The organism is Pontibacillus salipaludis, assembly GCF_014642405.1.
In the GTDB taxonomy this organism is placed as follows: Bacteria; Bacillota; Bacilli; order Bacillales; family BH030062; genus Pontibacillus; species Pontibacillus salipaludis.
Genome location: NZ_BMIN01000008.1, coordinates 49,609 through 65,436, shown reverse-complemented (window position 1 = coordinate 65,436; position 15,828 = coordinate 49,609). Strand labels below are relative to the sequence as shown.

Annotated in this window: 11 protein-coding genes; all 11 read right to left on the bottom strand. The window is 43.8% G+C overall.

Annotated elements, in window-relative coordinates; all coding sequences use genetic code 11:
- Positions 1-233 precede the first annotated feature (233 nt).
- The 11 genes from IEW76_RS10315 to IEW76_RS10265 all read right to left on the bottom strand — a co-directional run bounded on the left by IEW76_RS10315 (position 234) and on the right by IEW76_RS10265 (position 15,777).
- A complete protein-coding gene (locus IEW76_RS10315; protein ID WP_188653510.1) occupies positions 234-3,284 on the bottom strand; it encodes a GH32 C-terminal domain-containing protein in 3,051 nt (1,016 codons plus the stop codon).
- Positions 3,285-4,274, bottom strand: coding sequence for a hypothetical protein (locus IEW76_RS10310; RefSeq protein WP_188653508.1), 990 nt, complete (start codon positions 4,272-4,274; stop codon positions 3,285-3,287).
- A 38-nt stretch (positions 4,275-4,312) separates the two neighbouring features.
- Positions 4,313-6,502 (bottom strand): LamG-like jellyroll fold domain-containing protein, encoded by a 2,190-nt coding sequence (locus IEW76_RS10305; RefSeq protein ID WP_188653506.1) that lies wholly within the window; start codon positions 6,500-6,502, stop codon positions 4,313-4,315.
- A gap of 80 nt (positions 6,503-6,582) precedes the next feature.
- On the bottom strand, positions 6,583-8,181 hold the full coding sequence (locus IEW76_RS10300; protein ID WP_188653504.1) for an ABC transporter substrate-binding protein: 1,599 nt from the start codon (positions 8,179-8,181) through the stop codon (positions 6,583-6,585).
- A 97-nt stretch (positions 8,182-8,278) separates the two neighbouring features.
- Positions 8,279-9,196 (bottom strand): carbohydrate ABC transporter permease, encoded by a 918-nt coding sequence (locus IEW76_RS10295; RefSeq protein WP_229721195.1) that lies wholly within the window; start codon positions 9,194-9,196, stop codon positions 8,279-8,281.
- Positions 9,197-9,208: 12 nt separating this feature from the next.
- Entirely contained in the window at positions 9,209-10,174 is a 966-nt protein-coding gene (locus IEW76_RS10290) for an ABC transporter permease (protein ID WP_188653502.1), read from the bottom strand.
- 391 nt (positions 10,175-10,565) lie between these two features.
- Positions 10,566-10,799 (bottom strand): hypothetical protein, encoded by a 234-nt coding sequence (locus IEW76_RS10285; protein ID WP_188653500.1) that lies wholly within the window; start codon positions 10,797-10,799, stop codon positions 10,566-10,568.
- Between the two features lie 114 nt (positions 10,800-10,913).
- Complete coding sequence (locus IEW76_RS10280; protein ID WP_188653498.1) at positions 10,914-11,243, bottom strand: four-helix bundle copper-binding protein; 330 nt, start codon at positions 11,241-11,243, stop codon at positions 10,914-10,916.
- Between the two features lie 588 nt (positions 11,244-11,831).
- Entirely contained in the window at positions 11,832-13,328 is a 1,497-nt protein-coding gene (locus IEW76_RS10275) for a multicopper oxidase family protein (protein ID WP_188653496.1), read from the bottom strand.
- 136 nt (positions 13,329-13,464) lie between these two features.
- Complete coding sequence (locus IEW76_RS10270) at positions 13,465-15,516, bottom strand: heavy metal translocating P-type ATPase (RefSeq protein ID WP_188653495.1); 2,052 nt, start codon at positions 15,514-15,516, stop codon at positions 13,465-13,467.
- 33 nt (positions 15,517-15,549) lie between these two features.
- On the bottom strand, positions 15,550-15,777 hold the full coding sequence (locus IEW76_RS10265; RefSeq protein WP_188653494.1) for an SHOCT domain-containing protein: 228 nt from the start codon (positions 15,775-15,777) through the stop codon (positions 15,550-15,552).
- Between the last annotated feature and the right edge of the window lie 51 nt (positions 15,778-15,828).

Below are 15,828 nucleotides of genomic sequence, written 5' to 3'. Positions count from 1 at the left end.
ATAAAGACTCTTCTATCATCTCATTAGACCTACATCTAAAAAATCTAGCACATAATCTAGCGGTCTAACGTAATCGATTACGTTTCAAACAAAAAATTTTGGTAGTTTTAAGGAAAACGTTTACATAATTATTATACCAATAATGGTACGGCTTTCATAGTCTTATTATCAATCGTGGTTCATTAGAGGAGGAGAGAGCATGAAAAACGCTCACTCCTCTTCACATATAAGACTTAAGGCTTTACAGGGACATTGACATCATCCACGTTCAAATGCCCCCAACCACCAGTAGACTGATCAACGATCTTTATATACATCGCTTCACCAATATACTCTGAAGCATCCCAGTGAATGCGCGTATAGCCCTCTTGGTTGCCACCACTTACTTTCCTGACTACTTCATCATCCGAAGCACGCACCAGGCTTACATAAAGGTTATAACGATCATTTCCACCAGACACGAGGAAGTCAATCTGGCCGTTACCACCTAATGTGAAGGTGTCTGACCGGATCGTTCCTGTTTCCCCATCTCCTCCGTTTTGAGCTCCAAATACATGATAGCTTCCGCTTTGATTAAATGGTCCACCCCAGCCCCAGTCGTCACGATTCGTAACGTCTCCTGAGCTAAAAGCATTCCCAGTAACGGTCCATCCTGATAGATCACCAGCTTCAAAATCATGATTTTGAAGCTCGCCGTGGGCTGGTTCTGGTGACACGGTTATCGCACTTGTGGCAGTATGTCCTCCATCTCTTGTTTTGGCTGTGATGGTTGCTGTTCCAGGAGAACGGGCGGTTACCTTCCCATTGACAACAGTCGCTACACTCGTATTATCTGAAGACCATACCACTTCTTTATTCGTAGCTTGTAACGGGATCACATTTGGCGTTAATCGCTCTGTATCCCCCTCTATCAATTCTAGAGATACAGGGTTTAAGGAAACGCCTTCAGCTGCAACTGGTGTATACGCCGAATTCATCTCCCACACTTTCAATGACTTCACCACAACTGTTTCACTGTTTTCATTCGCCCAAAGCTTTAATCCAAGTGCATCATCTCTTGTTGGATAGGCTCTTGTTGTTAATCCTTTAAGTCCATTTAAATAAGCATTAATCTCAGAACGGTCGACATAGATATGAAGTTTCGTATTCTCTTCACCTATATCAACCACTCCACCCTGGTACCATTTCTCAAGATCAGGGTCTAATGTGGAGTGTGTCCGATCTACCCATAACTCATCGTTACTTTGTTTATAATACACAATTGTTTCTTCTTCCCCATCAGGAGAGCGTCGTAAGCTGATTCCTGCTTCATTTGCAGCACCCTGATCGAGCTCGAGCTCGATTTCAAGCATATCTCCTTGAACCGATGCTAATGCATCATTCGCCTGATTAAATGTCAGATCAGAGGTCACATTCACAAGCTGATTGCCTCGCAAGTTTTGAAGCTCACCAATCGGCTGGACTCCAAGTCGCCCATCACTCCTATAATACACTTCAAGAGGCAGACCGTAGTTGTGAGCGTATCCTGCATCGTAGTCCTGCGTTGCCGTGCGCCTTCCTTGGGTAATGCTATGGATCACTGTTCGGCCATCAGGCGTTACCATTCCAGCAGGTCCTGTGAAATGATCGCCAACATCAAGCAGCGTTGGCGCTTCCTGATCAGGGATAAAGGAAGCAGTATGTCGATCCCACTCTCCAATCCAATAGTACGTGTAGCGTGACTGATACTCCTCACGCTCCATCTTAGCTGGATTGATTAAGAGGATGTGCTTACCGCTATCCCCAAGCGGGAGCAAGATGGGAAGCTCCCAGACTCGACCTGTTTCAGGGAACGCATCGTAATCTCCTACCATCAAATCCCCTTCGAAGGTCCAGTTTTCAAAACGAGTATCTTTCGTGGAATAGACAAGTGCTGTTCCACCAACCGGATCGCCATTCGCATCCTCTTTCCCAGAAGTGACGAGCATATACCACGTGTCACCGTCTTTAAAGACGAATGGGTCACGGAATTCTCCTAGAATCCCTTCCCCTTCTCCTTGGTCTACTACGACTTCATCACTCTTCTCCCACCTGTTTAGATCAAGGTCTCCGTCTTCTGGGTACGTGCTTCTTGCGATGTTAATACGTTGATTCGGTGTATCCCGGTCATCGCCAGCTGTGTAGAATATAACTGGCACTCCGTTATCATCGACAACAGCCCCGCCAGCCCAGGCACCGTCTGGGTCAACGTCATGTCGACCGGGCACAAGAGCATCATCTACATCACGCCAATGCACCATATCATCACTAACAAGATGCCCCCACCGAATGTGGTTCCAGTAAGGCCCTCTTGGATTGCTTTGATAAAACACATGGTACTGGCCGTTAAAGTAAATCGGGCCACCTGGTTCGTTCCCCCAATGATTTGGAGGCGACATGTGGAATTGCGGACGATGCTTGTCGTCTGCTAGCACGCTCCGATCAATCACCATATCCGCCGTTGGCACATTTCCATTTAAGGTACTCATATAGCTGTTATAAGATTGAGCGACTTCTGTTGAACTAAGAGCCTCGTGATACAGTTTCACCTCATCGAGTAAACCGCTGTACATATTTAAATGGAAGCCATACAACCACATGCCGTCATTGTTCTTCCCAATGAACAAATCCTTCACGCTAGGAGCGATTTCTTCTCCTGGAGCAAAGTTCCTTGAAGCAACCTTTTCTCCGTTTTGGTACAATACCGCTTCCCCTGTCGCGCTGTCATACGTAGCTGTAACGTGCGTCCATTCATTTAATGGAAGTAAAGAATCAGATATCACCTCACGCCACTCACTACCTGTTCCAAACTGTAGCCCCCACGTCCCGTGACGACCATGGCCAAATAGGAAGCCCTCTTTCTCCTCACGATCATGTTGATTAATAATGGCAGACAATCGTCCCTCATCCCCATGTTCGAAGTTGCGAGGAGCGACCCAGGCTTCTACTGTAATAGCGTCACTTGGTGCTGCAATTTCATTTGATTCCTTCGTCACAAAGCTTGAATAGCCATCGAATAATAAGGCTCCACCTGATACTCCATCCGACTTCCATAATGGATCTTGAGCAGATTGATACACGCCTTCATTCAGATGATAAGCAATTGGGTCAGAAGTGTTTGTCACCTGCTCATTCGTTTCGGTCCCCGATCCTTCATCAAATGACCAGTGTCCCAATAATCCATCCGTAAAATCGGAATCACTCACATGGAAATCATCTACATTTATGTGACCCCATCCGCCTGTTGCATTATCAACGATTTTCACTTAAACGTCTTCTCCTACATATGAGGTTGTATCCCAATACACACGCTGATAGGTTTCTGTGTCTCGACCGGTAGCTTTCATTAATTCAGCTCCGTCTGACGTCCTGACAAGCGCAACATATAAATGGTCTAGATCTTCCCCACCACTAATTAAGAAGTCCATGCCGTTTCGATCTAACTTAAAGGTCTCGGAGTGAAGCTCTCCAACTTCACCATCGCCACCTTCCTTAAAGTTCCACAAATGATAAGACCCATTTTGCTGAAAGTCGCCTCCTTTGCTCCATTCTGTTTCATGGACAAGGCTATTTGGACCAAATGCATCACCGCTGACAACTTCCCAGCCTCGTACCTGATACGGTTGCAGCACCGTGTATTCAAAATCATGATTATAAATGGCAGGCTCCACATGTTCATTTAATGACGGCGTAGGTGGTACATTTACATCGTCTAAGTTAATATGACCTGTTGTGGACTGATCGACGATTTTGATCCGCACGGTTTCCCCTATAAACTCCGAGGCATCCCAATTTACTTTCTCGTACGTGTCCGTCCCATTGCCAGTTGCTTTCATTAATTCAGCACCGTCCGATTCACGCACAAGAGCAACGTATAACTGATTTAAATCTTCCTGACCTCCTGTTAGGAAATCAATTCTTCCATCTCCACCAAGGGTGAAGGGCTCTGATCTCATAACGCCTACTTTACTGTTATCACCACGCCCTCCCCATATATGCCAGAAGTTGTGCTGATCAAATGTCCGTTTGTCCCAGTAGGTACTTGTAGTGGTTACATCACCATTGTCGAAAGCAGTTCCATTTACAATGGTCCATCCACTTAAGTCACCTGTTTCAAAATCTGGATTACTAAGCGTCGTTTGGGCACTCGATACCGGAGTAACTCCACTCATCGGCACGGTTCCCATTACGATCAAGCAAGAAAGTGCAAGCGTCCCCAACCGCTTCCTCGTCTTCTTTCCCCCAACACGTTTCATCTCCTAGCTCCCTTCAAAAGATCCCTTAATCTTTAAAGCTAGTGAATCGAATGCATCTCCCAAACCTCTAAAGAAACAATAGTTATGTCGTCTCCCCCCCACAACTCCAGTCCTTCTGCTAATACATTCGGATATGTCCTTGTGGTGATGCTTTTCAAACCATTGGCATAACACTCTACCATCGAGCCATCCACATAGATATGAAGGTCAATGACATCCTCCCCAATTGAGAGCGTTCCTCCTTGTTCTTCACCATTTACCTTTCGTACATTCAATGTCTCATTCCGCCGATTGTAATAGACAAGCGTCTCCTCTGATCCGTCGTTAGACTTGCGTACTTTCACTCCAGCTACGTCTCCTCTTACCTTTAAGCGAATCTCAAGCTGATCTCCTTTTACATGAGCTACCTGCTCATTCGCCTCACCCAAAGAACCATTTTCAAACGAGAGTAGCTTTTCCCCGCGTAACCCTTGAAGTTCTTCAATCGGCTTCATTCCTAACTGACCATCTTCCCTAAGCCACAGTTCAACAGGAAGCCCGCCATTATGCGCCCAACCGGCGTCAAATTCCTCTTGCAAACTCCTCCGACCCTGAGCAATTGTGAACAAGATGACTCTGCCCGTCTTCGGGTCTTTCATTGCGCTCGGGCCTGTGAAATGAAAATCTCCCAAGTCCATGAGCTTAGGCTCCTCGAAGTCAGCAGCAAAGGTGAGCGTACTCGCGTCCCATTTTCCAATCCAATAAAAAACTTCCACATCCGCACCATTTCCAACAGGGCTAATGATGAAGATGTGCTTCTCTTCACTGATCGGAAGTAAGATCGGCAGTTCCCATACTTCGCCTAAATAAGGGTATTTCTTCTCTCGATCTGCTCTTAGGATCCCTTTATACTCCCAGTCCACTAGATTCGTTGACGTAAAGAGAAGGACAGCCCCCGATACCCCTTCAAGGCCAGATGCCACTATTTGATACCACGTGTCGCCATCTTTCCATACGAATGGATCTCGAAACCCGTCGTGATGAAGGCCTTCACCCTGTGGTTGTAAGGTTACAGGTTCAGGGTGCTTCTCCCACTTTGTTAACATGAGGTCCTTGTCTTCGGTGTATGTACTCCGAGCGAGACCTGTCATTTGATTAGGGGCTTTTGCCTTGTTACCTGCTGTGAAGAACAAGACAGGCGTACCATCTTCTGCGTAAGTCGCATTCCCAGACCAGATCCCATCAGGAGCAAGATCGTCATCTTCTGTCTCAATCGCTACAGGAAGATCACGCCAATGGACGAGATCCTTACTTACCCAATGTCCCCACTGAATGTTGCCCCAGTAAGGGCCTTGAGGGTTATGCTGATAGAACAAGTGATAATAACCATTGAAATAGAGCGGCGCATGCGGCTCATTCATCCAGTGACCTGGTGCTGTTATATGATACTTTGGTTTATGAGGGTCCTGATCATAAACCTCACGCCGAATCGCTATCTCCTCATGCGAAATAGCAGGCATCGCCTCATCTGTATTTTGTAGCTTTTTGTCAAACTTTTCTTTAATATCCGTATCAGACAGAGCCTGATCTTGTAACGAAACCTCATCTACTAATCCAGCAAATGTATTGAGATAGAAGACATCGCCAATAGAAATCGGATCATTATGCCTTCCTATATAGAAGGTGCCATGAAAGGGTTCCATCTTAATTTCATCGGAAAACGATTCATAAGCGACCCGTTCTCCATTTAAATAAAGGGCAATGGCTGCTCCGCTAAAAGTCGCCACCACATGAGACCACTCGCGAATCGGTAGTGACTTAGAAGACCACACTTCCATCCAATCCTCACCTGTACCAAGTTGGAGACCCCATCTCCCGTGCTGATGCAGGCCTAAAATAAACCCTTGTTTGTTCTTGCGATCATGTTGGCTTACGATTCCTGTTAGACGTTCATCTTCATTCCCACCGAATGAACGAGGTGCAATCCACGCTTCAATTGTGAAAGCATCTGTCATAGCATCGCTCATGTTTGCTTCTCGCTCAATCCAGGTCGAATACCCATCAAACAGCAGGGCTCTATCTGCTATTCCTTTTCGCCACTGAGGCTCACGTAATCCCTCAATTGAATGATTGGAAAAGACATAATGAATGGGATCTTGCTTTTGAGTGATCGCATCATTTACTTTGTTTCCTCTTCCCTCATTAAAGACCCAATGAGCAAGAGCATGCTTTGTTTCATTAAAAATCACTTCTCCACCTCCTCCATTATAGAGAAAGCCAGAACACGTATAAGTCTGTTCCAGCTTTCTCTTTCTGTCTTATTCGTCCATTACTGGTTCTCGTTGAAACGATCTAATCCATCTTGATAAATTTCCATCATGCGCTCAAGTCCCATAGCATTTAACTGATCAACGTATTGATCCCACTCTTCGTTGACGCCGCCCTTCATTAACCAAGTTGCTTTCTTTTGATTCACGAATTCTTTAATATCAACTTCTAGGCGGTTTAACTCATCAAGCTCTTCAGGTGTGAAGAAGATCATTGGATAATTCTCTTCAGCTAAATGCGGAGCATAGATTTCATTTAAGTCTTCAAGACGTTGCTTCGCACGTGGTTCCATTTCAACCGTGTTCTCGAAATCTTCTTTTAAGATGGCGATTGGTCCGTTTGGCGCTACCTTTTGACGAAGTTCACCCATGATGACGTCGTCTGGCTGCTCTTTTAGGACAAGTTTGTCGCCTTCTTCTTCAAAGATCGTACCAATTGGACCCCAGTTAACCTGAGCGGACATCTTCGTATCGTACAGCTGATCGACCCAGCGCATTGTAATCGCAGGATTCTTGTTCTCAGATGTAATCGCGAATGCACCACGACCATAATCAGAGTTATTAGCACGGCCGACAAGTACATCACCGTTTGGTCCCTCTAGTGGTGGAAGCAACACGTAATCGTCACGTAATTCTGGTCCTACTACTTCAGCTGTCTCCCACCAGATGTAGGAGCCGTAGCGTTCGCCTTTCCCTTTTGCAAAGTACTGAGATACGTCTTGTGTGAAGGACTCTTTATCAATTAACCCTTCTTCTACCCAACCATGATAATAATCAACAGCTTCTTTAAACTCAGGTTGAACCGCAGTGAAGATGACTTCTCCATCACGAACAATGCGGTGTTCTGTGTTATCAGGAATACCGAATGCTGCAAACATATCACCAAAGTTTCCAGTCCAGAAGTTATACATAAAACTTATTGGGAGTTCATCTTGTTCTCCGTTTCCATTTGGATCTTGTTCTTTAAACGCCACTAACACTTCTTTGTACTCTTCAAGCGTTGTTGGCATGTCTAAACCAAGCTGATCTAGCCACGCTTTATTGATCGATGTAAAGTTCGGTACAGCTCCAAGCCCAGCTTCTTCAGCTCTTGGAAGGGTATAGATATGGCCATCTGGTGCTGTGACCATACTCTTTAATTCAGGACGACGTTCGAACAGCTTCTGAATGTTTGGAGCATGTTCTTCAATCAAATCCTCAAGTGGGATAAGTGTTCCATTTTCCCCGTACTTCACAATATCAAGATCTGTTAAGTTTGCTCCGTAAAAGGCATCAGGAAGGTCTCCACTTGCAAGCATCAGATTTTTCTTCTCTTCGTATCCATCTTCAGGGATGTTATTCCATTCAATATGAACATTTGTCATAGCCTCTAAGGTTTGAATAATTTCCATCTCATTATAATTTGGTGCAAGTGGTGCTTTAGGTGAAACAAATTCAAGCGTTACTTTATCTTCCACAATCGGAAGTCCTTCCTCGTTAAACTCAGCCGCATCTTTCTTCTCCTCAGAACCGGCTTCTGACTGACATGCACTCAACAATAGAAGTGAACCAATTAAGACACTAAATAATACCAGCGACCAGCTTTTCCGTTTGGCGATCATACCATTTTCCCCCTTAGTCTTATTGTGGTAAGTAAGCTTTCAAACACGTTTGAATCCCCCAAGCCTCACCTCCATAAAGCCTTATTTGCTTCATCTATTAACCTTTAATACTTCCAATCATCGCACCTTTCACAAAGTACTTCTGAATGAAAGGATATAAAATTAGAAGTGGTACAGCCGCAACAATAATGACACCATATTTAATCAAGTCAGCAATACGTTGCTGAGCAGCGAACGATTCTACATCACCAAGCATACTGGCTGAAGCTTCGTTCTGAATTAAGATCGAGCGAAGCACGAGTTGTAGCGGGTATAACTCTTCGTCATTTAAGTAAATCAAAGCGTCAAAGAACGAGTTCCAATGCGTAACCGCGTAGAACAACACCATAACAGCGACAATGGGTTTTGAGAGAGGCAATACGATCTTCCAGAAGAATTTCGTATTCGAGCACCCATCCATTTGAGCTGATTCTAGCAATTCGTCTGGAATCGTAGATTGGAAGAATGTCTTCGCTACGATTAAATTCCAAACAGCAACGGCTTTAGGTAAAATGAGCGCCCACATTGTGTTTACAAGGCCAAGGTTCTTTACAACCAGGTACGTTGGAATCAGACCACCTGAGAAGAACATCGTAAATAGGAACATGAACATGAAGAAGTTCCGACCGGCTAAATCTTTACGAGACAGCGCGTAAGCTGCCATTAACGTAAGCGCTACGTTTACAAATGTGCCGACAAGGGTATAGATGACTGTATTCTTGTACCCTGTCCAAATACGTCCATCCTGGAAGATTCGTTGATACCCCTCAAATGTAATGTCCTTTGGGTAGAGCCATACTTCCCCGTTATACACATAGTCTGGATTACTAATTGAAGCGATGACGACAAAGTAGAGTGGATACAAAACAACTAACATGAGCCCCGATAAAAGGAAGAGATTTAATACATCGAAGATCTTATCTTCTCGTGATTTCCGAGCCCAAAACTTCGTACGATTCATGACAAAATTACTCATCTTCGCCCCTCCTTACCACAGGCCAGAGCCTGATAGTTTTTTGGCCGCACGGTTCACAGCCCATAGTAAGATAAAGTTAATGATCGCATTAAAGAGTCCAACAGCAGCAGCAAAGCTATATTGCGCAGACTGCAAACCAACCTTATACACATATGTAGGAATAATTTCTCCTGCTGAGACGTTTAAAGGGGTTTGCATGAGGTAAGCCTTCTCAAAGCCGATATTCATTAAGTTCCCTACTGATAATACAAGTAGAATCATAGCCGTTGGCATAATGGCTGGAATATCCACATGTCTGATACGCTGCATCTTACTCGCACCGTCCATAATAGCTGCTTCGTGAACTTCAGGACTGACTCCCGCAAGTGCCGCTAAGTAAATAATCGCTGCCCAACCCGTCTCTTGCCATAACCCTGAAGAAATGTAGAGCGGTTTAAACCAAGAAGCTTCAGACATAAAGTAAACTGGATCTCCTCCAAAGATCATGATGAAGTTATTAATAAGTCCGTTTGGAGAGAAGAACACGTATACCATACCAACAAGTACCACAACTGAGATGAAGTGTGGTGCATAAATAACGGTTTGTACGAACTTCTTATACTTCTGATTTCTAAGTTGGTTTAACAGGAGCGCGACAATAATCGGCAACGGAAAACCAAACAATAGCTGGAAGAAACTTAGTTCGAGCGTGTTTTCTAATAGATTCCAGAATTGATACGAGTTAAAGAAACGAATGAAATGTTCGAAGCCCACCCAGGGACTCCCCCAGACACCTTGTGTCGGCATATAATCTTGGAAGGCTATGAGGATGCCATACATTGGGATGTAGTGAAAGATAATAAAGTAGATAATGGTAGGAAGCAGGAATAGATACAATTCATAGTTTTGCCAGATCTTTTTCTTTGAAGAGCTTTTCACTTTTAGCTCTGACTTTGGCTTGGCCTTCCGCCAGGGCAATGTCTTCACTTTCGTCTCCATAGATCTCACCTCACCTTTTATGAAATCGTTTACGTAATCGATTACCTGAAGGGTAAAAAAAGATGAACGACCTTCGTTCATGAAATGAGTACAAGTTGCGATTTCGGTTTATTTAATCGTTTACGTATCCAACTTTTGATAACTTAATTGTAAACGGTTTCAAAAGGGGTGTCAATTGAATATTGGAAATAAAAAACTTTTTCTTTTTTAGAATACGAGAATGAAAGAGTGCATATAGGAGGGAATTTGGTTATCAAAACAAATGGGCATCAACAACCTGCAAAAGCCTTGTTTTGGGGGAAGTGTTTGTCAGACTTTACTTTTAGATTGCTGATGGTTTGAATGAAGCAGAAGGGGGCCCTTCTGACTTTTTCTTTTTTTATTTTATTTGTTATTTGCCTTTTTGAACATAAATAATCTGTTTGCGACTCTCTTCTACACTGACAAAATACGGTCTAGCGTCGAAGGGGAAATATTCAATTCGAACAGGCTGAATGTTTAACTTAGAGTAAAGCTGCATATCGTCACTTATATCATTCAAATTGTAATAAATCGGTCTACTCTGTTGATCGTGTACGATCGTCTCGGAGTACCCTTCATCTTTCAAGAACTGAAGTAGTTCCATGGATGAAAACTCCTCTTTTTATGTGACGTGTTCCCACTATAACATTACTATATTAGAAAAACAAATAGAGCACCCACCTTTTTAGTAAAAGGTGGGTGCTCAAGGAAGTTCTGCTTATGCGATTAATTTCTTACAAGCATCTGCACACTTGAAACATGCATCTGCGCAATCTTGACAATGTTGATGGTCATGCTTCTTGCACTCTTCACCGCAACGCTCGCAAATAGCCGCACAAGCTTGTGCTAGTTCGGATACAAACGGAGTTCCTCTTGTAATTGCTTGTTCTAAGTATGCACAGATATCTGCACACTCGCGATCAAGACGTATACAGTCTCTCATACCGTTTAAGTCATCTTCTTTTAGACATGCATCATAACAATGATTGCAAGCCTCCATACATTCGTGTAATGCTTTGATGGCCTCTGGGTGAGTTTGGTGTGCCATTACGAATCACTCCTTTAATTTGTTTTACATAAATGTTATGCCCAGAAAATGTGCAGAACTTGTGCATTTTTATATATTGATAAAAAAACTTCTTATTTTCTATGGCAATTTACAAACAAACTTAATTATGTCTAAATGCAGTAATAGTGAAGGAGCGATGTTGAGAGAATTTTTCCGTTCGCTATAATGGTGCGTAAGGTGGGCTGGGAAACTACTCGCTTTCCGCGGCGAGCTGGGAAGCCTCCTCAGTCGCTTTGCTCCTTCCGGGGTCTCCCCTAGGCTCCTACTGCCGCAGGAGTCTCGTAGTTGCCCAGCCCACCTTTCCCATATTAGGATGAACGGAAAAATGCTATTTTAGGAATAAAGGTCTAGCCTAGTACTATCATCTGGTCCGTTCAAACTTTTTAAAGCAGGGATGGCTGGAGGACCGCGAGACTCCCGCGGGATAAGGAGCCTCGGCAAGACCCCACAGAGAGCGATAGCGAACGAGGAGACTTGCCAGCTCCCCGCAGGAAAGCGAGTGGTCCTCCAGCCATCCCAAGCATTTTTACCATAACGGACCAGACATTTCTTTCAATAAACGGACGATCACGGTGCGTTCTTGGTTCCTCCCCCTATTTCAAATGGAGAGTAGACACTTTTGTAATCAACGATGGTTACCATTCCGCGGTCGGCGTGGTTGTTGTCGTGGCAGTGGAAGAGCCATTCGCCTTTGTTATTGGCTTTGAAATAGACTTCATAGGTTTCGCCTGGTTTTACGTTTATGAGGTCTTTGACAACTGGGTTGTTTAATTTCTTCCCATTTTTAGAAACGACTTGAAATCTGTGGCCGTGGAGGTGCATGGGGTGGTTGAGCATGCCTGTGTTTTTAAGCTCTACTTTAACAAGATCCCCTTCTTTTACTTGAATGGGTGGGGTGTCGGGAAAGGTATCTTCGTTAATTTGGAATACCATTCCTTCTCCCATGTTCATGCCCATGTTAAGGTTCATCTTATAGGTCACATCAGGGTTCTCGGGTATTTCATCAAACAGTAGCTCTTTACTCTTATAGCTTGTCCCGCTTGCAAGTCCTCCACTTGATTTTTCTTGTTCCCCTATCTTAGAGGAACCATTTTTAAAGGGAATTCTCACATCTTTCGAACCTTCAGACTGGGATAGCAGCCGAATTGTTCCTCCTTTGTTGGTCCATTCCACGTCGATTCTTTCACCTGGTGCAATTTCTAACTTTGATTGCTTCTCATGACTCGTTACGTCTTCCCCATCCACAGCGATGACGCGCATTTGATCTGTGAATTGGACAACATGAGTTTGGTAGCCCGCATTAACAAATCGAAGTCTGGCTGACTCGCCTTCGTTTATGTCGATCGGACGTAAAGAACTTTCATTCTTGCCGTTGATGGTCAATGTATCGTACATCGCTTTCGTGTCGGCTTCCCCGTCTCCTGACATTCCACCTGTCATCATACTGCCCATATTTGTAAGACTTTGTTTCTCACTATGAATGGCCCATTCGTCTAAAATAAACGTGTGATCTTGACTATAATCCGACTGGTCTTCTTCAACAATGAAGGCTCCATACAAGCCTTTGTCTACTTGCTTAGAACTATGTTGGTGAGAGTGATACCAGTAAGTCCCCGGGTTATCTGCTAGAAATTCATACGTAAACTCTTCTCCTGGAAGAACAGCGTCTTGTGTAATACCTGGCACCCCGTCCATCTTATTTGGTAATACAACACCATGCCAGTGAATGGTGACGGGGACATCTAAGTTATTCTTTAAGTGAACCTTCACATAGTCTCCTTCCTTAACCCGTATTTCCTGACCTGGAACGGATTGATTATACGTCCATGCTTGAACACTTGTGTCCTGGTTAATCTCCCACTGTTCTTCAGAAGCTGTTAGATCAAATTGCTTTACAGGGTGACCCTCCTTTTCATCCCCTTGTAGGTCTACGATACTCTCCCCTTCTGCTTCATTCAGTACTGAGGCAGCACTTTCTGAGCCACCTTGGAACTTAAGGAATGCCCACATACCAATTAAGATGATTCCTGCTCCAAATAATATAGGAATGGTGATTTTCTTCATGTCTTTCATCCTTTCTTGTTGATTATGTACCCCCAACCGTACTATAGCCTTGAAATGTGCAAGAAAGGTGCAGATCCTATAAACATCCGGTGACAAAATAAAAAAGTCAGAGCTGATGGCCCTGACTTTTACCAATTTAAGCTTTTAACAATTTAGCATTTATCGCAACCACAACTGTGCTTAAGCTCATTAAAACCGCTCCTACAGCAGGGCTTAATAGAATGCCAATTGGTGCTAGGATACCAGCTGCTAAAGGAATCGCTAGAATGTTGTAACCAGCTGCCCACCATAAGTTTTGAATCATTTTTTTGTAGGTCTTCTTGGATAGTTCCATAATGGATACAACGTCTTTTGGATTACTTTTAACGAGTACGATATCCGCTGATTCCATAGCAACGTCGGTACCTGTACCGATGGCCACTCCAAGATCGGCTGTTGCTAATGCTGGGGCATCATTAACACCATCCCCGGTCATCGCAACCTTCCATCCCTTTTCTTTAATCTTCTTCACTTGTTCAGCTTTTTGATCTGGGAGGACTTCTGCATACACCTCATCAATGCCTAGTTGTTCAGCCACCCAATCTGCTACTTTTTGATTGTCTCCTGTTAGCATAATGGAATGGACATCTAACTCTTTCAACGATTCAATGGCCTCTTTGGCATCTTCTCTGACGATATCTGCTAACGCGATCATACCGATGAGCTCTTCGTTTACAAGTACAAAGACAACGGTTTTACCTTGTTCAGACATCTTAGCGAAAGCATCCTGATCGTATGAATAATCCCGTTCATTCACAAATCCCGGGCTAACTACATTTACTTCACTGCCTTCTACCGTACCTCTCAACCCTTTTCCAGTCATCGATTCGAACTCTTCGATCGACTTCAGGGAGACCGAATCTTCCTTAGCTTTCTCTACAATCCCCCTTGCAAGAGGATGTTCAGAATTTTGCTCAAGAGAGGCAGCCCATTGTAAGACCTCATGTTCTTCATGGCCTTCTAATGGAATAATGTCCGTGACGCCGAATTCGCCTTTTGTTAAAGTACCTGTCTTATCAAAGACGACTGCATTTAGCTGTCTCGCCCCTTCAAAATTGGCACGATTTCGAATTAAAAGTCCTTTCTTCGCTGAAATGGATGTTGAAACCGCTACAACGAGTGGGGCTGCTAATCCAAGTGCATGGGGACATGTGATGACCATGACCGTTACCATTCGCTCCATTGCCACGTCCAACGAATATCCAAGAGCCAACCATATTATAAAGGTAACAAGTCCGCTTCCTAGTGCTAAGTAAAATAACCATTTCGCTGCACGGTTGGAGATATCTTGTGTTTTGGACTTTGATTCTTGTGCTTCTTTAACTAAGTTGATCACCTGGGATAAATACGTATCGTCTCCCGTCTTCTGAACCTCGATGGTCACAGAACCTTCTTGGTTTACTGCTCCTCCGATGGCCTCTTCCCCTACACCCTTTTCAACAGGAACGGATTCACCGGTAAGCATCGATTCATCGATCGTGGTCTTTCCATCAATAATCTCTCCGTCTACAGGTATCTTCTCACCAGGTTTGACGAGGACATGATCTCCAGTTTGTAACGCAGAAACCTCTACATCCTCCACATTACCATCTTCATCTACCTTATGAGCTTCATTTGGCATGAGCTTAACCAATTCTTCTAACGCATTGGATGCTCCCATGACGGACTTCATCTCAATCCAATGCCCAAGAAGCATAATATCTACAAGAGTCGCTAATTCCCAGAAGAAGTTGCGCCCTTCAAGCCCAAATACAACAAGGGAGCTGTACAGATAAGCCACCGCTATAGCAAGGCCAATCAGGGTCATCATACCTGGGTTCTTCTGTTTTAATTCATCTTTAGCTCCTGTTAGAAAAGGAAGCCCTCCATAGAAAAACACAAATGTAGCTAAAGCGAATAATACGTATTGATCATACGGAAAAGACCACTCCAACCCAATAAAATCTTGAATCATGGGAGATAGAAGTAAAATAGGGATCGTTACAAGCAAAGAGATATAAAAACGCTTCTTGAAATCTTCAACCATGGCTCCGTGATCGTGATGATCGTGTCCTTCGTGATCTTCGTGTTCTTCACCAGAATGTTGATGATGTTGATGATGTTGATGATGTTGATGATGTTGATGATGTTGATGATGTTCATGATCCATATAAAACCCTCCACATCGTCAGTTATTATTCCTTTAGTGTTCCTCTAGTTTCTTTTTTAAACGATCATATTCTTCTTCAGAGATTTCACCTCTGGCTAATCGTTCTTTTAATGAATCAAGTGAAGAAGAAGATTTGTTGCTCGTGTTCGAACGAAAGGCCTTCATAAGAAGAATCGCTGCAACAATGAGAATGATGCCAATGAAGAGCATCCACGTTATTCCCATTTCTCCAAATCCGCCCATACCTTGTCCATTCATCATTTCAAACCGCCTCCTATATACCCAATACACGCATGGGTATCTATAATGTAT